Origin of the sequence: Bifidobacterium margollesii, from assembly GCF_002860355.1 — a bacterium.
Lineage (GTDB): Bacteria > Actinomycetota > Actinomycetes > Actinomycetales > Bifidobacteriaceae > Galliscardovia > Galliscardovia margollesii.
The window spans coordinates 1-23,954 of record NZ_NMWU01000003.1 but is presented as its reverse complement, the minus strand read 5'-3'; the positions used below and the strand labels follow the sequence as shown (position 1 = coordinate 23,954).

15 protein-coding genes are annotated in these 23,954 nt (G+C 63.0%); 3 read left to right on the top strand and 12 right to left on the bottom strand.

All coding sequences use genetic code 11. The features are described from left to right. Positions 1-74: 74 nt before the first annotated feature. Positions 75-8,621 carry a beta strand repeat-containing protein gene (locus tag Uis1B_RS01135; protein WP_133124785.1) on the bottom strand — a complete coding sequence of 2,849 codons (8,547 nt, stop codon included), beginning with the start codon at positions 8,619-8,621 and terminating at the stop codon, positions 75-77. A gap of 389 nt (positions 8,622-9,010) precedes the next feature. Between Uis1B_RS01135 and Uis1B_RS01130 the strand changes: the two genes are divergently transcribed. Then, a complete protein-coding gene (locus Uis1B_RS01130) occupies positions 9,011-10,054 on the top strand; it encodes a DUF805 domain-containing protein (protein WP_165782660.1) in 1,044 nt (347 codons plus the stop codon). Between the two features lie 175 nt (positions 10,055-10,229). Here the strand turns inward: Uis1B_RS01130 and Uis1B_RS01125 are convergent, their stop codons facing one another. Both Uis1B_RS01125 and Uis1B_RS01120 read right to left on the bottom strand, forming a co-directional pair. Beyond that, positions 10,230-11,123: a hypothetical protein gene (locus tag Uis1B_RS01125; protein WP_101614739.1), complete on the bottom strand. Its 894-nt coding sequence runs from the start codon at positions 11,121-11,123 to the stop codon at positions 10,230-10,232. A gap of 140 nt (positions 11,124-11,263) precedes the next feature. Beyond that, positions 11,264-11,923, bottom strand: coding sequence for a histidine phosphatase family protein (locus Uis1B_RS01120; RefSeq protein WP_101614737.1), 660 nt, complete (start codon positions 11,921-11,923; stop codon positions 11,264-11,266). A 418-nt stretch (positions 11,924-12,341) separates the two neighbouring features. Here Uis1B_RS01120 and Uis1B_RS01115 point away from each other — a divergent pair, with 418 nt between their 5' ends. Further along, entirely contained in the window at positions 12,342-13,694 is a 1,353-nt protein-coding gene (locus Uis1B_RS01115) for an MFS transporter (RefSeq protein WP_101614735.1), read from the top strand. Between the two features lie 54 nt (positions 13,695-13,748). Here the strand turns inward: Uis1B_RS01115 and Uis1B_RS01110 are convergent, their stop codons facing one another. After that, complete coding sequence (locus Uis1B_RS01110; protein ID WP_243390195.1) at positions 13,749-14,303, bottom strand: GtrA family protein; 555 nt, start codon at positions 14,301-14,303, stop codon at positions 13,749-13,751. Positions 14,304-14,442: 139 nt separating this feature from the next. On the opposite strand from Uis1B_RS01110, the gene Uis1B_RS01105 reads away from it, so the two are divergent. Beyond that, the gene (locus Uis1B_RS01105) at positions 14,443-14,790 is read left to right on the top strand and encodes a phenylpyruvate tautomerase MIF-related protein (RefSeq protein WP_101614732.1); all 348 of its coding nucleotides are present in this window, start codon (positions 14,443-14,445) and stop codon (positions 14,788-14,790) included. Positions 14,791-14,903: 113 nt separating this feature from the next. Here Uis1B_RS01105 and rplI read toward each other — a convergent pair whose 3' ends face one another. The 8 genes from rplI to Uis1B_RS01065 all read right to left on the bottom strand — a co-directional run. Then, a complete protein-coding gene (gene rplI / locus Uis1B_RS01100; RefSeq protein WP_101614731.1) occupies positions 14,904-15,359 on the bottom strand; it encodes a 50S ribosomal protein L9 in 456 nt (151 codons plus the stop codon). 14 nt (positions 15,360-15,373) lie between these two features. Further along, on the bottom strand, positions 15,374-15,622 hold the full coding sequence (gene rpsR / locus Uis1B_RS01095) for a 30S ribosomal protein S18 (protein ID WP_055427494.1): 249 nt from the start codon (positions 15,620-15,622) through the stop codon (positions 15,374-15,376). Between the two features lie 81 nt (positions 15,623-15,703). Continuing rightward, complete coding sequence (locus Uis1B_RS01090; protein ID WP_101614729.1) at positions 15,704-16,333, bottom strand: single-stranded DNA-binding protein; 630 nt, start codon at positions 16,331-16,333, stop codon at positions 15,704-15,706. 101 nt (positions 16,334-16,434) lie between these two features. Further along, complete coding sequence (gene rpsF / locus Uis1B_RS01085) at positions 16,435-16,731, bottom strand: 30S ribosomal protein S6 (protein ID WP_101614727.1); 297 nt, start codon at positions 16,729-16,731, stop codon at positions 16,435-16,437. Positions 16,732-16,845: 114 nt separating this feature from the next. Further along, entirely contained in the window at positions 16,846-20,325 is a 3,480-nt protein-coding gene (locus Uis1B_RS01080) for an AAA family ATPase (RefSeq protein WP_165782659.1), read from the bottom strand. A gap of 1 nt (position 20,326) precedes the next feature. After that, positions 20,327-21,796 (bottom strand): metallophosphoesterase family protein, encoded by a 1,470-nt coding sequence (locus tag Uis1B_RS01075; protein ID WP_101614723.1) that lies wholly within the window; start codon positions 21,794-21,796, stop codon positions 20,327-20,329. Positions 21,797-21,889: 93 nt separating this feature from the next. Beyond that, positions 21,890-22,903 carry a ribose-phosphate diphosphokinase gene (locus Uis1B_RS01070; RefSeq protein ID WP_101614720.1) on the bottom strand — a complete coding sequence of 338 codons (1,014 nt, stop codon included), beginning with the start codon at positions 22,901-22,903 and terminating at the stop codon, positions 21,890-21,892. A 423-nt stretch (positions 22,904-23,326) separates the two neighbouring features. Next, positions 23,327-23,954: transposase (locus Uis1B_RS01065; protein ID WP_165782658.1), on the bottom strand; the 628-nt coding region annotated here is incomplete at its 5' end.

Below are 23,954 nucleotides of genomic sequence, written 5' to 3'. Positions count from 1 at the left end.
TGCTTCCTTTCTCTTATATTTGGAACATTGCATTACCGCCGATCGGCGGAAGTCTTGAATCTGGGGTCCGGCGTTCATTGGCCCTCATCAGTCAGCTGCCGCTGACAGCTTCCCCCAAAGGGGGAAGCCAAGGCACCAGAGCCAGCATCACCGGCACCACCGATGCCTCCCGCGCCAGCACCAGCACCACCGTCACCACCTCCCGCACCGGCGCCACCGGCGCCACCGGCACCACCGGCACCACCAGCACCGCCAGCACCACCGGCACCACCCGACGCGGAGACGGCGAATCCCGCCGGCTTGAACCGGTCGCGCAGATACCAGGCGGTGCCGAGCGCCACCAGCAGCAGGCCGAGGATCACGATCCACAGGGTTCCCATGCCGCCCGTGTCGGGCAGGGATGCGACCGAGTTGGTCACGGTGGCCACGCGCTCCTTGGCGTCGTAGGCCACGCTCACGCTGTAGCCGCCTTCGGCCGGCGTGCGGGCCACATCGCCGGTTCCGCCGTCGCCCGGATAGGTCATGGAGATCTCCTGCACGCTGTACGTGTAGTAGCGCACCACGTCCTCGCCGTTCGCGCCGGAGGCCTTGTCGACGAATGCGACCGGCAGTCCGGTGATTGTCCTGCGCCACGTATCGCTCCACAGTCCGGCGTCGTCGGAGGAGTCCATGGTCACGGTCCACGGATTGGCCTGCTCCTTCGCCGTGCAGTCGGCGTCACGGCACACGATCTTCGTCGGGGTGACGGTCTTGCCGTCCTTGTCGGTGTAGGTGGCGGTGACCCGCAGGGTGATCGCCTTCGGCCGTTCCACGGTGCCGGCCACGTCGTTCCACACCTTCTGCAGGGTCAGATCGACCGTCTGGCAGCCGTTCGCACCGCACGGATCCTGACCTTCATCGGGTTCGGGGGTCAGGCCTCCGTTGTTTTCGGTTACGGCGGTGTCGAGCATGAGCACGGCCTTCGCCGAGGAGACGTAGACGCCGAGCGGCTTGGCCTCGTTCTGCACGCCGGAGGCCGACGTTCCGGTATTCGATCCACCCACGTTGTTGGCCATCACCGCGTCCTGATAGTCCGCGAACTGCTTGATGTCGGGATCCGTGTACTGGTCGGTGGTGCCGGGTACGAGGCTGCGGGCCAGATGCGCCACGTCGTACCGGTTGAGCGGCAGCTTCCGCGTGCCTGCGGTGCCGGCCGAACCGCCGGTTCCCGTACCGTCGTCCATATGCGATCCGTAGGTGAACTGCTTGCGGGCGGCGGTGAGCGCGTACGACCATGTGGCGGGCACGTCACGGTAAATGTGGTAGGTGTTGCCGTTGCCTTCGATGCCGTACACGGTGTTGAAGTCGTATACGGATTCGAGGTTGGTTCTGCCGGAGAACGGCCCGACCAGGCCGGACGTGCCGCGAATCGTGTCGGCGTAGGTCATGTCGTTGCGTTCGAGCAGTCCCTCGTCGTTGACGGCCACGAATCCGCCGGCGTATCCGGTCTTGAGATTCGCCGTGCCGTCGGAGGTCTGCGTTGCCCCGCCGCCGAACACGTCGTAGCCGTCGGCGATGCCCTGCACCGAGGAGCCGGTGATCTTCGTGCGGTTGGCCTTGATAAGCTGCACCTTCACGTTGTCCGCCGAATCGGAGTCCACACCCTGCTTGGAGCAGCCGACGGTGACGTGCGAGTCGCCGATGAAGATGTCGGCCGTGTCGTCGGTGTCGTCGTTTGCGGTGCCGTGCTTGTCGAGCGCGACGCCGATCTTCAGCCCGAGCAGGTTCACGTACAGCGCGTTGCCGTCGGTGAACAGCTCAAGATCGATGAACTTGGTGAGCCAGCCGAAATGCTGCTCCTTGAGATCGTCGAGCTTGTCGCCGATGTGTTCGATGTCGTTGACGTACAGGATATCGAGCAGCGGGTTGACGATGTATTTGAGCAGCAGATCCACCAGCTTGGAGTTCACGCCAGCGTCCACCAGATACGCCTTGGTGGTCTGGCCGGCGAATCCGCCCGCCAGTTCGCCGCTGGCGGCCTTCTTGAAGTTCGTCACCGTGGCGCCGGAGATGCGGGAAAGGTCCGCGTAGCCGACGAATCCGGCGGCCACCTCCTCGCCGGAACGATGCTTGTTGTCGGTGAGGGATTCACCACGACCGTAGTCTGCTCCGTTGTGCGTGGCGGTGACGGTGAAGCCGTTCGCGATGCCGGCCACGGACGAGTCGTCCACATGGGAGCCCCAGATGTCCATCACGCCGGCGGTGAGTCCGGCGAGCAGCGAGCTCGCGACCTCGGCCTGGCTGGCGTCCACGGTGCCGGATTTGCCCAGATGGCCGATGAATCCGCCCGTATAGTTGAGCCCGGTGACGCTGTTGAGGTTCGTGACGCTGGACTTCTTCACCGATCCGTTGATCAGTCCGCCGCCGAAGCCGCCGGCCGCGCCGGTGAACCGGGTGGAGTCGAGCATGCCGTAGGTGTTGGCGTCGTGGGCCTTGACCTGGATGCCGTCGGGCACGCCGTCGACCCGGCCGTCGTAGATGAACGTGCGGAACGCTTCGAGCACGCCGACGTTGCCCACTTTGAGCAGTTTGATCAGCAGGTTGGTGTCGCCGCTCGTGCCGGCCGTACCACCGCCGACCGAGGCGACGGAGGAGACGTCGCCGAGACCGAGGAATCCGCCGGCGTACTGGCCGCCGTCCACGCCGCGCAGACCGGTGACGGTGACTTCGGCCGGATCATTGGACACGTCGGCCGCCGTACCGGAGCCTTTGGCGGAGTCGCGGTCGCCGAGGATCGCGGCCTGCAGGGAGCCGGCGAATCCGCCGGCCGTGACCGCGTACCGGGTTTCGGTCTTGCCGTTGGCCTGCGTATCGTACCGACTTTCGACGGTGAAGCCCCAGTCGGGGTTGTCGGCGCTGACGTGGGCGCCGCGGATCGTGACCATGGTGGCCTGCAGGAGGTTCACCAGCCCGGCCGGGTTCGCGTTGTCGATCAGCGAGTCGAGCACCTTCTGCAGGAACCCGTCGGAGGCGTTGGTGTCCACGTCGGCCGTGGAGCCGGACACCGCGATGCCCACATAGCCGCCCACGTTGTTGCGCCCGGAGACCTTGCGCAGATTGCTGACGTCGGCGTGGGTGGCCTTGGTCGCGTCGGTCGTCTGATTGCCGTCGGCGTCTCGGTCTCCCCAGATCTGCCCGCCGACCATCAGTCCGACGTACCCGCCCGCATTGCCGGTGCCGTGCGTGATGTCGGTGCCGGTGGCGGAGACCTTGAGTCCCTTGCGGTATCCGGCCACGCTCGACGCCTTGATCACCGGCACGAACACCTGCGGGGCGCCGAGCAGCTTGCCGAGGTCGAGATCGACCAGGCCGAGCAGTTCCACGTCGCCGAAGCTGGCGACGGAGCCCGCTTCCATCGCGCCCGCGTAGCCGCCCGCGGCTCGCATGGCGGCGACGGTTTTCACGTCCTGCGACTGGCCGTCGGTGATCGTGCCGGTGCGCATCAGGCCCACATGGCCGCCTGCCACGCCGGAGTCGCGCAGATTCGCGCCGGCCGCGTAGGCGGCACGTCCGGCTACCGTGTTGAATCCGAAGATGTAGTCGTCGAGGAAGTCGTTCAGCGTAGCCTGATCCTTCACCGTGTCGGCGCCGGCCTTCACCACGTCGGTGAACTGCGCGCCGTAGGCACCGTACTTGCCCACGTTGTCGCGCCACGTCTGCCATTGGCCGTAGCTCATGTTGCGCAGCGGACCGGTGACCGCGCTGTGCTCCTCGGTGGGGTAGACCAGCGACAGGGCGTTGACGAGACCGGCGAGCTTCACAAGGCCTCCGAGCACGGAGATCGTGCCGGCGTCGGCGGTGTCGGCCGCCTCCATGAATCCGGTGTATCCGCCGGCGAGTTCGGCGCCGTACACGCTGCGGATGCGGGCCGCGTACGCTGTGCGCGCGGTCGGCGTGGTGCCGGCGATGCTCGACCATTGCGCGGGATCGTGCTTGCCCCAGACGTGTCCGCCGCGGTTGTGGCCCACGTAGCCACCGGCCATGCCTCGCCGAGTGGTGGTGTCGGAGGATGCCTGCGCCCGTACCGCACCGCCGCAGATCACCGCGTCGGTGGAGCTGTTGCGGATGGTGGGCACGAAGTCCTGGATCACGGAGACCGCGTTGGTGGCGTCCACGATGTATTTGAACACGTTGCCCTTGCCGAGCACGTTCGCCGCCGCGCCGGGTTGCATCGAGCCGACGTAGCCGCCCGCGGCGACCTGACCGATGATGTACGCGAACTCGTGCGCGTCGGAGTTCTGGATGTGCCCGCCTTCGATGTCGCCCGCGAAACCACCGGCCATGCCGAGCGGATCGGCGCTCCCGTCGGCGTTCGCATGGTCGGCCGCGCTGGATCGCACCGAGTACCCGCCCGTACCGCCGGAGACGTCGGACTGCTCGATGGTGGAGACCACCACGTCGAGCACGCTGAGGATCTGGCTGACGTTCACTTCGGCCGCCGTGCCGCCCAGCAGGTCGAGTCCTTCGCCCACCGCCGCCGTGGATCCGATGTCCATCTTGCCGATGTAGCCGCCCGCGTATCGGGGAGCGTCCACGGCGTAGGCGCTGTCCGCGCTCAGATAGGTGTCGTCGATCGACCCGGTGGCTTCCAGATTCGCCGGGGCCTTCACCGTGGTGTGGCGCAGCTGCGTCACCGATGACGTGCTCACCTGCACGCCGGAACCGTAGCCGATGTATCCGCCGGCCGAACCGGAATTGAGATCGGTGGCGTCGAGTCGTTCGGCGGAGACGGTCAAACCGTAGTCGGCCTTGGCGTCGACGGTGCCGCCCGCTGCCTTGAAGGTGTCGGCGTCGGATTTCACGCCCGCGTACAGCACGAACGGCACGTAGCCGGAGACGAGGCTGAGCAGGCTGGAGATGTTCACCGTGCCCATCTTGCCGAGCAGGCTCAGTCCGCCCTTGCCTGCGGATGCGAGCGCGCCGGAGACGACCTTGCCGCCGAATCCGCCGGCGTACGCGCCGCCGGTCACATGGTCGATGTTGGTCACCGCCACCGGATTCGCCTTCACCTTGGCCTGCTGGGCTGCGAGCGTCGGGTCGTTCTTGAGTTCGTCGGCGGTGAACTGGTTGATCTTGCCGCTTTGGAAGTCGCCGGCGAAGCCGCCCGCCACGTCGGCCTTCACGAATCCGCCGTTCACGTAGGAGACGTCCGTGTTCTTGTAGTTGGGGATCAGGTACGGCACCGCGCCGAGCAGGTCGTTGACGGAAAGCAGCCCGCCGTCGATCAGGCTCTGCAGCAGCGTGGTGTCGTCGGAATCGTTGATCGCGTCGGCCAGTCCGCCCGTGGTGGAGTAACCGACGAATCCGCCGGCGATGCCGTCGGAGGTGGCGATGTCGGCGGTCACGGATTTGAGGTTGACCGCGTGGGCGTCGATGGTTTTGGTGCTGTTGGCCTGACCGTAGAAGCCGCCGGCCGCATAGTCGTTGGTTTCGTTGTTCCTGTTCGCACCGGTGGCGGTGACGGTGTAGCCGGTCGGAACGCCGGAGACGGTGGCGTCCCTCACGCTGACCGACGAGTATTCCGCCACCGACAGCAGGCCGGAGACCTTGATCAGTCCGAGCAGGCTGAGACTGTTCGCACCGACCGTGTCTCCGGGGCCGGAGAATCCGATGAAGCCGCCGGCCTCGCCTTTGGCCTCCACCGAGGCCAGGGCGTTGAGCGTCACGTTGGTGGCGTCGCCGCCGGTTGCGCAGCCGATCGCGCCGCCTGCGTAGTAGGTGCCGGCGGTGACCGTCCAGCCGCCGGTTGCGCTTCCGGCCGCATCCCCGGTGCCGGCCACACCGCTGACGACGGCATTCTCGACGGTGAACGCGGAGAATTGGTCGAATTTCTTCAATGTGCTGAGGTCGCCGATCTTGATCACGCTGTTGAGCAGTCCGGCGACCGTGGTGGGCTGGAGGTTGCCGGCGATGCCGCCCGCATAGGAGCCTTTGGCCGTGACGGCCCGAAGACCGGCGAGCGTGGTGGTTCGCTGGGTCGGGAAGTCTCGGGGGTTGTTGTATTTCCAGAACGAGAGTTTTTCGAGGCGGGCGTGCGAGGAGTCGCCGATCACCGTGCCTGAGCCGTCGCCGACGATGCCGCCCGCATAGTCGCCGTTCGAGGTGACCGTGATGTCGCCGCTCATCCGCGCGCCGAGGATGATCGACGGGTTCACGCCGGCGATGGTGAGGAGCGCACCGGCACCGTCGGGGTTCGTTTCGAGCAGTTTGGTGAGGATTTTCGTCAGCTGTTTGACCAGTGACGTGTCGGCGGACTGTTCGTCGGAATCGGTGCCGGCCTCCAGCCCCCATCCTGCGGATGCGCGGCCGGTGAAGCCGCCGGCGTGCGATGCGGTGGCGGTGACTTTCGCGGTGGCCGATAGCGTGTCGTTGACCGCGTAGGCGTTGGCGAGCCGCCCGGCGAATCCGCCCGCGTAGTTTTCGGCGGTGACGGTGATGCCGCCGGTTCCACCGCTGACGGTGAGCGTGGAGTTCTGGATCAGGCTTTGCGGACGCATGGCGGAGAGGATCGTGATGCCGAGCGAGTTGAGCAGACCGCCGACTTCGCCGTTGCGGCTCACGCCGACGAACCCGCCCGCGTATTTCTTCGCGCGCACCTCGAAGGCGGTGCTGCTGGTGACCGAGGAGTCCTCGATGATCGCTCCGATCTGCGCGCCCGCGAATCCGCCCGCGTAGGGGGAATCGGCGTTGCCGATCACGGTGCCTGCCTTGAGGCCGGAGACGTGGGAGTCGGTCACGACCGGGTTGTAGTAGCCGATCGGCACCAGGGCGTTCAGGCCGAGCGTGCTGCCCAGCAGCCAGTCGACGAGATCGCCGAGGCCGAGGAACGGAATGACGTTGAGGATGTCGGCGAGCACGGTGATCAGCGTGCCCAGCGAATCGGAGACGATGTCGTATCGGGTGGCGCCTTCGACGTAGCCGACGAATCCGCCGGTCATGCCTTTGACGTTGGCGACGGCGGCGTTCTCCACTTCGCAGCCGGTCACCTTCGCGTCGCCGTAGATGCGGCCGGCGAACGCGCCGGTGGCGAAGTTCGACGGATTGTTCTTGTGCACGGCGAGCAGATCATCGAGGCCGAGCCCAAGGGGTTTGAGCAGCAGACCGACGAGATCGAGCAGCGCGGAGACCAGCGTCGGGTTCACGTAGGCGACCGTGGCCTGGTTGGTGACGGAGACGTCGCTGAGCTTGAGGTTGGAGACCGTGACCGTGCCGAGGCTTTGCACGCCGCCGGAGTTGTTGCCGCTGCTGGTGATGCTTGATTTGCTGGTGATCGACGCGAAGAAGCCGATGCCCTGCTGCTTGTCGACGTGCAGGTTGCCGGCTGGCTGATTCACCACGACGTTGGAGATCACGGGTTTGGTGACGTCGGCGTTGGCCGGGCCGAGGCCGTCGGCGGCGATCTGCTTGAACAGGTCGCCTTGGGTGTCGCCGTTCGGTGAGATCGCGCCGATCATGGTGCCGGAGAACATCAGCGGCGTCCATTGCGCTCCCGTGGTCACCCCGTTTTCCGCATCGGCGGCAAGGTCGATGTTCCTGAAGACGAGATAGTGCGCGTCGGCGCTGTAGGCCAGTCCGGTGTTCGCGCCGGCGGTTGAGGTGGCGTTCACCTCGTTGCCGTTCTCATCGTAGGAGAAGTAGCGGTAGCGGGTCTTTCCCTCGAGAGGGATGAGCACGGTGTCGTGGTCTTCGGCGTCCTCGTTGCGTAGTTTTTCTCCCGCGGCGAGGTCGGCGTCGCCGTCGTAGGCGATTTCCTTGGTGCCGGTGTCCACCCAGTCGTACTGCGGGATCAGACCGAGATCACCGGTGTGCGAGTAGGTCTGCTGCACACGCCAGATGCGACCGATGACCTTCTTCCCGGTGCCGATGGCGTGCAGCTGTTGTTCGTTGCCGATCAGGATGTAACGCTTGCCGTTGATGGTGGCGACGGTCTGTCCGGCGACGCTGCGGCCGGAGAGGGAGTCGTTGGTGGCGGCCGCTGCGCGGGGTGCGGGGTTGGCTGCGCGTGTTGCGGTGCCGTCGGTTTTGCGGTTCGTGTTCGCGCCGCGTGGATTTCCGGCAACGGCCCTGGCCTTGGGCTCGGCCGTCTTGGCCGCATCGGAAGCCGCCGGGGGCCGGGATGCGGTCGGGGACGGGGATGCGGTCGGCAGTGCCGCAGGTGTTGCAGCGGATGATGACCGAGCGGAAGCGGCATCATTGACGGCACCGCCGTTCCCGGTATCGCTCCCGGTATCGTTCGCATCGTTCATGACTGCGGCGGCAGCACCGGTATCGGCGGCTACGATCTGCATGGACGATGCATTCCCCGTGGAAACGCTGGCGGTATCGGCGCCGGCCGAGGGAACGAGCGCGAACATCGAGGTGACGACGGCAAGGAATGCGGCCAACGCCTTGCGACCGCGGGGGGCTGCACTCTGTCGGGGGTGCCTGCGAACAGCGGATTCACGGTCCACGGACTCATGGCCAGTGGATTCTCGATCCGTGGATGAGTGTATTGCCGAACATGCCGAGGCATGGCCGTTCTCGCCCGGCATACAGCCGGCACGGTTGCGCAACCGAGAGCTCACCCAATCGAATGCGGTCATCGTGTCTCTTCCTCTAACGTCCGATTCATCTCGCACTGCATCGGCCACCCCCTACCATCATTTGGGGGGGGGGGCAAACACAGTAAAGGTAAGGCCCAAAGACGACAAAACACCGCAATCTGTCGTCCATATACCCCCTTATACCCTCACTAACCAGTCGACCGCGCAAGCGTTTCCGTCGTTAATTCAGTAGGCGGAGGCAAAATTTGGCAACAGTAGGCAACGACGCGACACACCTCCTTAACCACCACATCGAAACATCACACCGACGCTGTTCAGTAGCGGATTCGCCGATTATGCGGGAGAATGGAAACGAATATGCGAATGCACAGCCGCACGCACGTACCAATACCGCAGGAGAACTCCTGCGGGGACGAGGAAGGGGAACCATGACCGACCCGAATGGCTTCAACGGCAGCCGAAAGCCGAACGATCCCAACAGCCAGTTCAGCGATTTCGGCGGCAATAGCACCACCGACCCCTATGGCCAGTCCTATCAGCCGCCGACTCCTCAGCATTCGCCAATGCCTCAGCAGCCCGGTGCCGATTCGTCCGCGACGCAGCAGCCGAACCCCCAGCAGCCGGCCGCGCAACAGCCAACATATGACGGAGTTCCGGTCTACGGTCAACCCGCGTATGGTCAGCCCTCCTACGATCAGCCCCAGTCGGGAGCCGGATACACGCAGACCGGCGATCAGGGATACCAGAATCCGCAGTATGCAGCCCCGCAGACCGACCCGCAGTATTCCGCAACCCCGCAGTATCCGCAGAGCGAAAACGGGCAGAGCTATCAGAATCCCGGTCAGCAGAACTTCGACTACTCCCAAGGAAATCCGAACGGGTTCGCGCCCAACGGCGGATCCGGATCCACCGCCCCCAATTACGGCGGCTACGGCCCCGGATACGCACCTAACGGAGGGGAACCGCCGCTGTGGGCTCCCTACTACGGCATCAGTTTCCCGAATGCGATCGTACGGTTCTTCAAAAAGTACGCTACGTTCCACGGCCGTGCATCCCGCAGCGAATACTGGTGGGTGGTCCTGTTCACGTTCATCGTCGGTTCGGCATTCAACATCCTGTCGAGCGCCACGAACGATTCCGCGGTGGTCAACGGACTGGAAGCGATATGGGGTCTGGCGATTCTTATTCCGCAGCTTGCGGTGGCCGTCCGTCGGCTGCATGACCGCAACAAAAGCGGATGGTGGCTGCTGCTACCGTATGGACTGTGCGTCTTGGCGTTCATAGCAATGATGGCCGGAGGCGTTGGCCTGCTGTTCGCATCGAACGGCAATGGCGGCGCCGGAGCCGGAGCGGCCGCGATCCTCATCGGTGCCATACTGATCATCGCCGCCGTGGTGCTCAACATCGTGATGTTCGTCGGCAGAAGCGATCCCGCGGGAGCCCGCTGGGACCGCCCGGACGGACGGCAGTGAATTACTCGTAGCAGTGGCGCACGTCGCACAAGACGTCGGGGCTCCCGCGCAGCGGGTGGGGCATCAATCAACGCATCATCCAGCCACCCTCAGACTCGCTGCGCGAGCCAGCTCCCGCCAGCGAGAGCCAAGTCCACTGCCACATGCAGCCCAGCTCTCGATATCCCATGCGGCGTTATAGCTCGACCGTTTCCTTGCCCGGATCGTCCTTGATATGGGCGAACTTGGCGGCAAGCGCAGCCTTGCTCTTCTTCTCATCCTCCTCGCGGGCCTTCTTCTTGGCTTCCACGGGATCCCACAGAATATCGTCATGGCGCTTCGTCCACTCGGCCTTCGCCAGCGGGTCGAGCAGTTCACCGAAGCGCTCAGCACCACTGCGGCCCTCGGCGTCAGTGGCCTCCGGCCCCTCCACCGCAATGGCGCGGAATCGTTCCAAATCCTCGGCCGACACGAAGACGATCGGCACACCGAAACGCTCGTTCAGCTCTTTGAAATACAGCACGACGGGCAGCGCGGCCTTGGCTGCGGCAGCGGAATCAGCGGCGTGCCCGCTCACCGTCACCAGCGCTTCGGCGAACGCGGAAGTCGTCAACGCGTAGCGATCCTCCAGGTCGTCGGAGGCCAGCTTTCCGGCTTCGTCGGCCACCCGATCGGTCAGCGCGCGAACCGCCTCGGCGGTTTCGTCGTTCCACACGTCGCCCAGCAGCGAGGCGGCCTCCACGATGTGTGCCGCATCGCCGTCATCCGAGAAGTCGGCCGACTCGTCGTAGGCATCGTTCGCGGCAAGCAGCGCATCCACGATGCTCTGCGGACGGCCCGGAATCTCATCCGCACCTTCGTACACGTATTCCGCATCCGGCACGGTGATGTCCTCGCCGGTCAGCGTCAGCGCGAACTGGCGGGTGACGCGCACCTGGAACGATTCGGCGTACTTCACGTCATTGTCGATGTGCATATGGTCGTGGAGCGGCCACATGCCGGTCAGCGTCTTGCCGGCTTCAACGGCGGCGGCAAACGACGGCAGCTGCTTCAACGCGGCTGCGGAGGAAGTCCATGCAGTATTGCTCATACTGTCCAGTATGGTCGGATCCACGGAAAATCAGCCCGAGTTTTCGTGGTTTTCCCGGTTTTCGTACCGATTCGTGAGCAAGATCACCTTTGGCGTGCATCCCGATCCGGACCGGACGGCACCGGAATGCACCGCTCGGCCTACTGCACCGATGCCGCCGGATCGGCATAGGCGATGGCGAGCAGCTCATGCGTATCGGCGTCGAAGGTGATGGACGTCACCGAGGCGAGCGCCGTATGCCTCAGGAACATCCAATGTTCGGGGTGCCCGGTCTCCAGCAGGTGCCGGAACGACCAGATCGGCGACTCATGACTGACGACGATGATCTGCCCGCCGGCGTACTCGTCCACCTTCTCATAGACGAATTCGCTCATCCGTCGCCCGATGCTCTGATACGACTCCCCCCACGTCGGCCTGTGGAGATTGCGGATCAGCCTCAGATTCTCCGGACGCCACAGCGCTCCTGAACCGTGACCGATGCGTCGGCCGCGAAACTCGTTGCCGGCTTCGATCAGCCGTGGATCGGTATGCAGATCAAGAGGCTGTTCGCCGCGTTGCGATCGCACCGCGTTCAGCGCCTTCAGAATCTCGCCGGCCGTCTCGCGGGTGCGGTCGAGCGGCGAGGAATAGACCGCCTCAGCGTGGTTGATGCCGCTGTGCCCCGCCATGTAGCGTGCGGTTGCCTGGGCCATGCGCACGCCTCGATCGGAAAGATGGAAGTCGGGCAGTCGCTCGTACAGCACATGGTCGGGGTTGTACACTTCGCCGTGCCGGACCAGATGAACCGTGGTTGCTGGCATCGTCACTCCTTTTGTCTGACTTTGTCTGATTCGTCCGACCGTCCGCGCACTCGCATCCGCGTCCGCCGCCCGCGTGCAATCCCCGTTATCCATGGGCGTTCACACGGATCCATGAGCGTTCACACGGTGGCCGCCGCACTACGATCGCCGAATCAATACCCGTCGGTACATTCATCGAAAAAACTGCCGTATCCATCATATCCGCCGCGTGTCGCACCGTTGGACGGACATAGACTAGCCCAGTCCGCACATGCACAAACCAACCGAACGGTAGGTGCAAGGTCGATAAGCGCAAAATCGGGCCACGGTGCCCGGCGGCCAACAGACACGCTGACGACGGGGCAAACCCCCGGAACCCCACAAACCCATCGCTTCCCGATGCCCGAAGAGGAGCATCGCACACCCAAAAGGAGGAGAAATGCAGTCGAATCAACCATCCAAACCATCCATGTTTCAGGCTATCAAGGACGTGAATCACCGCGTCTTCGGCGGATACGCCGAACTGCTGCGACTCCCCCATGCGGCGCGGTATTCCATCGGCTCGGTGATCGCCTGCATGCCGTTCCCGATGATCGGCATGACCATCACCATCTCCGTGCAGCATTACTACGGCAGCTATGGTCTGGCCGGCGCACTCACCGCCGTGCAGGCCATCGCCCTGGCAATTCTCACACCACTGCTGGGACGCCTGGTCGACAAGTTCGGTCAGCGACAGATCTCCATTCCGTCGATCATCATCTGGATCGTGGCCGCCATCGCCCTCGTGACCTGCATCACGCATCGAGTGCCGGAATGGATCCTGTATGTGATCACGCCGTTCCTGGCATTCATCCCGCCGTGGGGCGCGATGAGCCGCGCCCGATGGACGAACCAGCTCAAGGGCGACAATGAGCGGATCAACCGCGCGTTGTCATTGTCGGGCGTGTTCGACGAATGCATGTGGGTGGTGGGCAACCCGCTCGCCTCGATTCTCGCCGTGATCTCCGGCGTGCTGGCGTTCTCGTTCACCGGCGTCTGCGTGATCGTGGGCGCGCTGATGTTTCTCACCGAGCTGTCCACCGAACCGCCGTCGCAGACCCAGCTGGCGCGCGAAGCCGGACTGACCCGCAAGGAATACCGAGAGCGCGAGGCCGCCCGGGCCGCTGCCATGCAGGGTGCGGACGCCGACAAGGCCAAGGACTCGATTTTCGGCCCGGGCCTGCTCGCCGTGTGCGTGACGTGGTTCGGACTGGGCGCGTTCCAGAGTGCTACGGGCATTTCGATCATCGCGTTCGCCAAGGAGCAGGATATGGCCCAGTTCACGGGATTCGTATTCGCCTGCTTCTCGTTCAGCTCGCTGTGCGGTGCGCTGGTGTACGGCGCGAAGAACTGGGTCATTCCGCTGTGGAAGCGCTTCTATTTCTGCCTCGCCGTGGTGAATCTCGGTATTTCCTGCTTCGTGTTCGCCAATCATCTGTGGGTCATCATGATCATCTACCTGCTGTGCGGCGTGTGTCAGGCTCCGACGTGGATCAACGGCAATCAGATCATGCTGCATCTGGTGCCGCCCTCGCGATTCACCGAAGGTGTGGCGTGGATGGGCGCGATGAATTCCATCGGGGCTTCGTTCGGCTCGGCGGTGGCCGGTCAGTTCATCGACCGTTATGGCTCGCACGGGGGCTTCATGACCGTAACCGTGCTGGCATTGGGCTCGCTGGCCATTGCCTTCGTTGGATTCAGGCAGATCAAGACCAGCACTGAGACGCCGATTCTGGCGGAGGTGACGGTGTGAGGCGCCGCTTCCGTTCACTCTTTCAGGCCTGCGTCAAAGAGTGACGGGCAATCGTTATTTCCACCCGAATGGCGCATGTTCGATGGACCACATGCCGAGTCGATGAGCCACACTTCGCTCCCGTTTGGCCTCAAGCTCGGCTTCGGTGAGCTTGTGCCCCTCCGGGCGTAGCCGGTTCATGGCATTGGTGTGGGTGTCGTCAAGCAGCCACTTTCGGATCACGAAGTTCCATACCATCACCACCACGGTTGCGACGAGTTTGCCGATGTTCGTCCAGATGATGTACTGCACATGCATGGTGTACATCGAATCGTGCGGCATCCATGAGGTGCTGATCCACACGATCACCTCGTTCATGATCCATCCGACGAAGGCCGCGGCGAAGAAGATGGTGATCTCCATCCACCGGGCCATGTCAGGTCGATGCTTGAACACGAATTTCATGCTTGCCACGTAATTGAAGATCAATGAGACGAAGAACGAGATCGAGGTCGCCAGCACGTTGTGCATATGCGTAAGGAGCAGCAGGTTCATCACACCGTAGTCGATGATGAATGCGATGCCTCCGACGAGACCGAACTTCATAAGCTGTGCGATCAGTTTTCTCACAACGAACCTTTATACCGTGTGGCGGCGATGGCGAAGCCGCGGCGACGTCGCAGTCACACACATTCTTCGCGCTTGACGGCATAATGAGTGGTGAATCGTCGTAGACTCCGGTGTCCGAAACCGGAAGCAAGGAGGAATCATGCCCGTCATTCACACCCATGTGAGCTGCTCCACCACCCAGGCCCAGCGCGAAGCGCTGAAGGCCGCATACGGCAAGGCGATCACCGCCGTGCCGGGCAAGTCGGAGGGCTGGCTGATGTGTCCGTTCGAAGACAACATGCCGATCTACTTCGGCGGCAGCGACGACGCGCCCGCCGCCTATGTGGAGGTGAACGTGTTCGGTACAAGCGTGGCCCGCGATGTGTGGGAGTCGCTGACCGAGCAGATCTCTGCGGCGCTGAACCAGGAGCTGGGCATTCCCGAGAACCGCATGTACATCCGCTACACGGCGACGACGGATTGGGGCTGGAGCGGAAGGAACTTCTAGCTTCGTCGGCGGCGTACCGGCACAGCAAAACCCCCGTTGGATGGCGTCATGCCTTCCAACGGGGGTTTCTGGCTTAAGCTCAGGTGTGTGTTACGCGCGGTAAGCGGCGAGGCTTACTCGGCGGCGACCACCTTGACGGTGAAGTTGGCGGAGATCTCCGGGTGAAGCTGGACCGTGGCGGGGAAATCGCCGGTGGTCTTGATGACGTTCATGGAGATGGACTTGGCCTCGACGGCGTTGCCGGCAGCGGTCAGAGCCTTGGCGACGGCGTCGGCGGAAATACCACCGAACAGCTTGCCGGACTCGGAGACCTTGGCGGAAAGCTCGACGGTGGAGCCTTCGATGGCGTTCTTGGCGGCCACGGCGTCTTCACGGCTGGCAAGGGCCAGAGCGCGACGACGACGCTGCATCTGCTCGATCTGCTTGGCGGCGCCCTTGTTCCAGGCGAAGGCCAGACCCTGAGGGATCAGGTAGTTGCGGGCGTAGCCGGGCTTGACGTCGACGACGTCACCGGACTGACCCAGATTGGCAACGGCGGTGGTGAGAATAACCTTGGTTTCCTTAGCCATTGTTGTTCCTCCTATCAGCGACCGGACGTGGCGTACGGCAGCAGAGCCATCTCGCGGGCGTTCTTGATGGCCTTGGAGATCTGACGCTGTTCCTGAACGGTGACGCCGGTGATACGACGGGAACGGATCTTGCCGCGGTCGGAAATGAACTTGCGCAGCAGAGCGACGTCCTTGTAATCGATTTCGGTGATCTTGGCAGCCTTCAGCGGGTTCGGCTTCTTCTTGAACGGCTTCACCGGCGGCTGCGGCCTCTTGCGTGACATATGCACTCCTTACAAATTAAAACTGATGTTCGTGTTCTTCGTATCGAATTGATTACTCGATGTCCTGGGCTTGGAATCGGCTCAGAATTCAGGCTCGTCTCCGCCACCGCCGAAATCGTCGGTGGAACCATAGGAGCCGAACGAGCTGGTGCCGGTGTTGGCACCGGTCGACCACGGGTCAGCGGCAGGAGCCTGCTGGGCGGGAGCGGACTGAGCCGCGGCACCACCCTGATAGCCACCTTGGTAGCCACCCTGCTGCATCGGAGCCTGATTGCGCTGATTGCGCTGGGCGCCGGCGAATCCGCCGCCGTTGCCGCCCTGATAGCCACCGCCGTTGTTGTTGCGGGTGACCTGAGCGGTGTTGCGCGAAAGCGCGGGACCGATCTCATCGATGCGCAGTTCCACCACCGTGCGCTGCGAACCGTCGTTCGCCTGATATGAGCGCTGGGTGAGGCGGCCCTGAGCGATGACCCTCATGCCCTTGGACAGCGATGCCTGAATATTGGAGGCGAGGGGATTGTAGTTCGAATCCCATGCGGAGCAGCGGAGGAACAGCGCATCGCCATCCTCCCACTGGCCCGACTGCCTGTTGTAGGTACGAGGAGTGGAGGCAATGGTGAAGTTGGCCACCGTGGCGCCACTCGGAATGGTACGCAGCTCGGGGTCGGCCGTGAGATTGCCCACAACCGTGATGATGGTATCTCCTGCCATATTCAGCCTTCCATTGGTCCCGCTCGTCGGCAGACTCAGGATCTGCCTGTCGGGTAATCAGTAACGTGTGAAGATGCGGGTTTCGGGTTGAACCCGAAGACTCACTTGGCGTCCTTACGAAGGATCTTCGTACGGATAATGGACTCGTTGAGGTTCAGCAGACGATCCAGCTCGTCGCTGGTGGCCGGCTCAGCGGTGTATTCGATAACGGCGTAGTTGCCTTCGGTCTTGCCGGCGATTTCGTAGGCAAGCTTGCGACGGCCCCAGTAATCGGTGCTGTCGATGGTGCCCTTCTCATCGGTGACAACCTTCAGGAACTGCTCGGTGAGCTTCTTGAGTGCTCGCTCGTCCAGTTCAGGATCGGCAATGAGCATCAGTTCATACTTGTGCGCAGACATCACCCACCTCCTTCGGACTAAAAGGCCATGGACGTTCCATGGCAGGAGTGTGTAAGCGCGTGCCCAAAATGGGCAACTCTCTTAAAATACTCACCCTCTCGGACAATCTCAACTTCATACGATCACCTGCAATGTACTGGCGGAATCCTCGCTGATGCGCGCGACGCTGATCCGTTCGGCGATCTGGCTTTTGAGCTGTCCGACGTGGGAGATCACACCGATGTCCCGGTGACGGCTGATACGCCGCAGCACGGCAAGCACGTCGTCGAGATACTCCTCGGAAAGACTGCCGAATCCTTCGTCGATGAACAGCGTTTCCATGGAGATGCCGCCGTTTTCGGCTTGGATGATGTCAGCCAACGCCAGGGAGAGCGCGAGGGAGACGAAAAACGTTTCGCCTCCTGAAAGCGTGGTGGCCTCGGTGGTGAGTTCACTGCGACGGTCGAACACTTCGATGGGCAGGCCGGTTTTGACTCCTCGTCCCTCGTGGGATCCCAGTCGAAGCTCGTAGACGCCACCGTGAATGTCTTTGAGGATGTCGTTGGCGCGGGCGAGCACGTCCCGGAATCGTTCGGTGACGGCGAAGGTGACGAGCGAAAGCCCGTCGTTGGCCAGAGAGCCGGGTCGGCCGGCGGTCAGCAGCGCCATGTCACGAACGGGAACGAATCGTTCGGAGGCTTTGAGCCAGGCTTGCAGTGATTCGATCATGGAACGGTCGGCGGCCTTGCGCTCGGCGTCCAGATTCCTGGCCCGTTCCTGAATGCGAATGGCGTGATCCCGGCGTGCTTTGATGTCGGCGAGCTCCTGATGCGCTTCGGTGAGATCGAGCGCCGCAGCCTGCCGCGCTTCGGATTCCAACTGCTCCGGCTGCGTACCCTGTTCGTCGAGCGTCACGACCTGCCCATTGAACATCGTGAGATTCAGCTTTGCGATCTCGTCGGAATCCCGGAGCTTTCGGAATTCGCCTCGTGCCTGTAGCAGTCGATCATGAGCCACATCCACGGTTCGGTCGTATTGTTTGATATCGGCGGCGATGCGGGCATGTTCGTCATCTGAGATCTCAGCGGCTCGCGCGGCAGGCAAATCGTCGAACCCGCTGGAGGCGAGCAGTGCGTCGAGTTCGGCCGACTTGACTGCGATCTGTTCCCGGATCTCATTCAGCACCGCCTGCAATTCGGCGGCCTGACGCGTTAGCTCCCGACGCCGTTCGATCCGTTCGTCAAGAGTCTTCGCCAATGCATCCTGCCGTTCGCATTCGGCGATGTCTTCGCGAGCCGAACGTTCAAGTTCCGCGATCGAGGTTTCGGTGTACGGCTCGCCGTCATCGTCACGGCAGAGTTCCCGCATGGATCGCATGAGTCGCCGTGCGGCGTCCATCTGGTCGTTTGCGGACTGGGCATGCTGCCGGGATTCCGATTCCTGCCGGCGGACGGCCCGAATATGCTCCAGTTGCTGTTCCAGTGCGCGCCGCCGCTCTTCGACGTCGTTCGAATCCTTGATCTTCCCGTTCAACTCGTCGATCGCTGTTCGGGCTTCCTCGGCGTTCAATCCGTCGCTAAGCACTGCAAGCGAGGCACTCCTCTCCAATTCGCTTTCCACGGCTGCGTTCGCCTGAGACACCGCATCAGCGGCTTGGCGAGCGTGCTGCTCCAAAACGTTCAATCGTTCCTGGTCGATTACGGTTTCCGGCACTATCGCCGGCTCGGGATGAACCGAGCTACCGCATACCGGGCAGGGGCAACCGTCCTCGAGTCGAGCGGCATAGGAGGCGGCGCCGGCTGCGAAGAACATCTCCTTCGCCTGGCGGTATTCGTCTTCCGCCGTCTGCCGGTCCTGCTGCGCGTCAGCGAGTGCGGCACGCAATGCGCCCACACGTTCGACGGACTGATCGTGTTGATGAACGTACCGCAACCGCTGTGTGGCCTGTTCGAGTCGTTCGGCGAGCAGATCCCGCTGTTCTTCAACGCGAATGGCTTCGCGGATCGCCTTTTCCACCGATTCCTCGGATTCCAGCTCCCCGAGCTCCTGCACGATTCGTTCCAGCGCATCACGGGCCTGAGCATCGGCTTTCTCGGCCCGCTTCGCATCATCCGCAGCCTGCTCGTAGCGTTTCAGTCTCTCGCGTCGCTGCTGAGCCTCGTCCAACCGCCGCTCGGCCACCGGTCTGGCTGCGGCCCGCCGCACCGCCTCCTCACGCGCCTGGTTCAGCTCCTGCTCCGGCTCGATCTCGTTCAAACGTGCCGTCACCGCGTCAAGCTCCGCCTGCCGAGCGTCGCCATCGGCCCGTCTGCCATTCACATCGTCCGCCGCCCGCACGACGGGTTTGGCCTCATCCGACTTCTCCAACGTTCTGCGCCGCTGTGCGTATTCATCGGCGAGCGAATCAAGCTCGTCCATCTTGGTTCGCGCCTCAACGACGTTCGCACCCGAAACGCGCAACCGATCCATACCGTCGCACCGCCGCTGAGCCGCCTCCGCCTGCTCCTGAGCCTCGTCCAGCTCGCGGCTGCGTCTCGTCAGCAGTTCATCGGCGCAACGCTTCGCCTCCGCAGCGCGACTGCGCAGAATCGTCTCAATGATCTTGGGCTCCAGCGCCGGTTCGGCGATGTCACCATTCCGCAACGCCCATTCCTTCGGCTCCGGCATCGAGCAGCCAGCACCATCACCATCAACGACGCCATAACCATCGCCGTCAGCAACGCCACCGGAAGCAACAGCGCCACCGGAAGCAACACCATCATCCTCAATGCGCGTTTCCCGCTCATCCCGGGCATCTTCCAGCATCATCGTCACCGATTTCATCGTCAGCACCGAATGCAGCAGATCACTGCGCAGAGAAGACACATCCGCGGCCTGCTCCTTGCGCATTTCGTCCAATGTCTTCTGAATCGACTCGTACACATCCGCCGAAAACAGGCTTTTGACGATTTGCGTGCGTTCCTCCGGACGGCATTTCAGGAATCCCGCGAACTGCCCTTGGGCAAGCATCACCGTTTTGGAGAACTGGTCGCGGCTCAGGTGCAGCAGCCGAATGATCTCGGCGCCGGTGTCTCGCGCCTGCGCGGCCAGCAGTTCGCCGTGCTCGTCCTGTTCGGCGTACGTGAAGTATCGATCGGCCCTACCGTCGGAAACAACACCACCACCAGGCGTCTCGCCAGACGTCTCACCAGGCGTCTCACCAAGCGTCTCGCCAGACGTCTCACCCGGCAGCAGCTCGCCGAATCCGGGGTCAAGCCTCCATAATTTCCCTTTGGCATTCACGGCCACCGTACCCTCGCCGCGCTTCTTGCGACGGTCGTAGGCCGGCTCCCTCTTCACCCGGTAGTATCGCCCGTTGAGTTCGAAGATCAGATCGACGAACGACGGCTTGTCCTGCAAATCGAGAAAGCGGGATCGCAGTCTGTTCTTGCTGGCGTCGTCCACGGACACGTCACCATACAGCGCGAAGCTGATGCAGTCGAGAATCGTGGACTTTCCAGCCCCCGTTTCTCCCTCGATCAGGAAAATACGGGAACGGTTCAACGCCGCGAAATCAATCGAGTATTCGCCTTGATACGGGCCGATCCCCTGAAAACGCATTCCGATGAGTTTCATGTCAGTCCCCATTCTCCCGATGAACCCGTTCGATGGCCGTCTGCAGCACATCCAACTCCGCCGCATCGGGATCGCGGCCCAATGTGTGCACGACGAACGCCTTCACCACATCCAACTCGGTGTGATTCCGACGCAGACCAGCCATCGACGCACCCCCATCAGCGGCGTCCGCGGCGCCCGCATCATTGCCGGCACGATCATTCGCCCGACGAGTCGATTCGAAGCCCTTCTCCAATGCCGACTCGTAGCATTCATCCAGTCTGCGATACATGCCATGTGGGTATTCCGGTTCGGTGACGGCGAGACTCACCCAATCCCGCCTATGATTGTCTGCCATCGGGCCGGTGAGCTCCGCCATACTCCCTCGAAGCCGCACCAACGCCGGCTCGCCGGACTCCACAGGAATCACCCGCACACGATCCGGAGCGATCCGCCCCTCCTCATCGGTTTCCACCAGCACCACGCTTTTGCCATTGCCCACCACCGGAGGGCGACACCCCTCCGAAAACGAGTACGCCAGCAACGATCCGGAATATCTGGCCAGTGTCACGGCACGACGATCCCCATCATCCGGCACCGTTACCCATTGCGGACGGTGCAGATGCCCCAACGCCAGATAATCCAGCCCCGATCCAGCAAACACGCCTGCCGGAACACCGTCGACGCCTCCCACGGCGATGGTTCTCTCGGAATCGGTAGGCGACGCCCCCGTCACGAACGCATGCGCCATCAACATCGCCGTCAGCCGAGAATCCTCGCTCCGCCGCCGCCTCAGGTCGTCACCGATCAGCCTCATCGCCGCCGTCATCACACCCTCATGGGAACGAGGAATGGACACGGCAACACCATCCGACGACACAGCATCACCCGCAGTCCGACCATCCGACGACACGACACCATCCGCCGACACAGTCCGACCATCCGCCGACACGACATCATTCGACGCAGCCGTATTCCCCTCGAACTCATCCAGCATCCGCGCCAACGTCGGACGCGCGACGTCCGGATCAAGATACGGCAGCGCGTACACGGCCAGCGTCTCCACAGACAGCGTCTCCACAGACAGCGTCTCCGCCCGCCCCTCGATCCGGCGCCTCCTCCGCACGATCACCGGCGATGCGATATCCCCGATCTCACATCGCAAATGCAGATTCGGACACATCATATGAGCACCGAATCCCAGCTTCGTCGCTGAATCATGATTCCCCGGCGTGATAATCACATCAACGGCCGGACGGCCATCGTCATCGGTGATCCCGGTCAGGCGAGTCAGCACATCGTCGAGCAGATCCACCGACGACGCCGACGGGGTCGGAGAATCGTAGACATCTCCCGAAACGCATACGACATCGACCCGTTCGCGCTTGACCAGCCCCACCAGCCAGTCCAGCGCGCGACGCTGATAATCGGCGAGGTCAAGGCCCTTGAACCGTCTACCGATATGCCAATCCGAGGTATGCAGAATCTTCATGGCCTCAGACTAAGCGGCATATGAAAAAACAGGGAGATATCTCCCTGTTTTATTCATGGCCGCGTGTCGCAATCGCCACACCCGCAAACTCAATCACGCATAAATATTCCGCGTGCGCATATCCGCCGGCAGACCGTTGAGCAGCGTGGTCACCGACCGGCTTTCGAACACCGAACGGATGCCCGCCGCCAGAAGCGGCGCCACGGACAGCACGGTCAATCCATCGAAACGCTTGGAATCCGGCACCGGCACCGTATCCGTGAGCACGATCTCCCGTGCGCCACAGCTCTTCAGCCGCTCCACGGCCGGCCCGGACAGCAGACCGTGCGTGGCCACCAGCGTCACGGACTTCGCGCCCGCTCCCCGCAGCGTCTTCACGGCCTCGCAGATCGTGCCCGCAGTGTCGATCATGTCGTCCACCACCACACAATCCTTGTCCTCCACATCACCGATGATGCCATGCGCCTCGGCATGGTTCGGACGGGTGATGTCACGCGACTTGTGGATGAACGCCAGCGGCAGACCGCCCAGCTTGGCGGCCCACTGCTCGGAAACCTTGATACGGCCGGCATCCGGGGAAACGATCGTCGCGTTCTCCAGCGGAATATGCTCGCGCACGTAATCCACCAGAATCGGCATGGCGGTAAGGTGATCCACCGGCTTGTCAAAGAATCCCTGCTCCTGCGCGGCATGCAGATCCACGGTCATGATCCGGTCGGCGCCAGCCTTACGGAACAGGTCGAACATCAGCCGCGCGGTGATCGGCTCACGACCCTGATGCTTCTTGTCCTGTCGGGAATACCCGAAGAACGGCGCCACCACGGTGATGGATCGCGCATCGGCCCGCTTGAGCGCGTCAAGCATGATGAGCTGCTCCATGATCCACTTGTTGATCGGATCGGTATGCGCCTGCAGAACGAAGACGTCGGCACCACGAACCGGCTTGGCGAACCGCACGTACATCTCCCCGTTGGCGAAATCGTAGGCGTTGGTCGGAAACACGTCGATTCCCAGATACTTCGCCGTCTCCTCGGCCAGCTCCGGATAGGCACGACCCGTTACCAGTGCCAGCCGCCTTTCGGGGGTACCTTCCAACAACACCGACATCCGACGAACCGCCTTTCGTTCTCGCTATGGTCCTCGCCAAAGTTCTCACCGTGGTTTTCGCCGTGGCTCCCACCGCGAAAACCACCGGACGTCCCACCGCGACACGACACATTCTGCCATGTCGCACAAGGGATCCACCGTCTTCCCGATACGTTTTTCCGGCTCTCCACACTATAACAACGCCCCTTGAGCCGACAGGCCGCCGAAAATCAATTCGCCAATACCGCAACCGTTGCACCCGCAACACCGCAACCGCATCACCGCAATCACGGGAAAGCAACCGCGCAGCCGTCCAATCGACCTTTCGACGGGCAAGCCCGACGACCGACCGAAAGTGCAGCGGCGACCACGCGGCGCATAACCCATAGTACGACGACACCAATAAATCTACGTAATTTTTGAGGCTTCTGTTGTTTTCGTGGGTTAGTTGGTGGGCTCCGGCAGTCGGATGTCGAGGCCGCCGCATCTGAGCATGACGAAGCTGATGAGGTTGTTCACGTGGTGGAAGCCGTAGGCCATGCGGATGGTGACCTTGATGCGGTTGTTGAACGCCTCGAGCCTGGCGTTGGAGTAGCCGAGCTCGATCGTGCGCAGGATGTCGGGCCGGCGTCTCCTGATCTTCCTGGAGAGTTCGACGATCTCGGGGATGCGGCTGTGGGACGCCCAGAATACCCAGTGTTTGAGCTCTCCGCGGGCCTGTTCGATGGGGTGTCTGAGCAGGTTGCGCAGGAGTTCCTTGAGCCGCCATGCGCGGTAGAGCTGTCCCCTGGGATCCGTGTTCCCCAACGCGGTGAGGGATTCGTCCTGCCGTCCGGTGAGATGGTCGGGGTTCTTCAGGACCGCGTACCTGACGCCGCGCATGCGTTTCGTGGTCTCCTCGTCGCCTTCGCGTCTGGCCTGGTTCCAGAGGCGTTTCCTGACCTGGTCGAGCGCGTCGCTCATCCAGGAGACGATGTGGAAGCCGTCGAGCACGCGCTGCGCGTCCGGGCACCATTCGCGCACGCATGAGTCGATCCAGCGTGCGCCGTCGCCGGTGACGACCCGGATGGAG